The organism is Microvirga aerilata (genome assembly GCF_016743775.1).
Classification (GTDB): Bacteria; Pseudomonadota; Alphaproteobacteria; order Rhizobiales; family Beijerinckiaceae; genus Microvirga; species Microvirga aerilata.
The window spans coordinates 1-565 of the sequence record NZ_JAEQMY010000372.1 but is presented as its reverse complement, the minus strand read 5'-3'; the positions used below and the strand labels follow the sequence as shown (position 1 = coordinate 565).

1 pseudogene is annotated in these 565 nt (G+C 64.8%); it reads right to left on the bottom strand.

The annotated features are described in order from the left end of the window. A pseudogene (locus JKG68_RS32870) lies at positions 1-527 on the bottom strand (transposase); the annotation flags it as partial. Positions 528-565: the final 38 nt, after the last annotated feature.

Here is a 565-nt window from a genome sequence, read left to right as displayed (position 1 = left end):
CGTGCATCCTCGGGCTGCCATAACGCCCCTGATGACGAGCATGGAGGCTCTGCACCTCCTGCAGCAGGCGCCGGTTCGCCATGGCCCTGGCGCTCTCGGGCCGGGATCGCCAAGCATAATAGCCGCTGGGCGAGACCTGGAGCACGCGGCACATGAGCCGCACCGGAAAGGTGCGGGCATGCTGCTCGATGAAGCCAAACTTCATTTGGGCATCTCCGCGAAGATGCCGATGGCTTTTTTAACCCATCGCGCTCCATGCGCGTTCGATCGAGCTCACGCCGCAGCCGCGCGATCTCCGCCGCCTGATCAGCCGGAGATGGTGCGGCCCCTGGGCCCGCAGGCAGATCCCTGGGGGCAGCCCTGGATCGGGGTGATGCGCCACGGGCAACGGCGCGCCAGTTCCTGAGCATGGAGGGAGAGATCCCCAGCTCGGTTGCGATCTGCATCAGGGGGCGACCACTGCTTTCCAGAAGCGCTACGGCCTCTCGCTTGAACTCGGGTGTAAATTCCCGCCTCGTCTTCGTCATCAAACACCTTCCCGCTCCCGCAGGAGCGTATCAGAGGT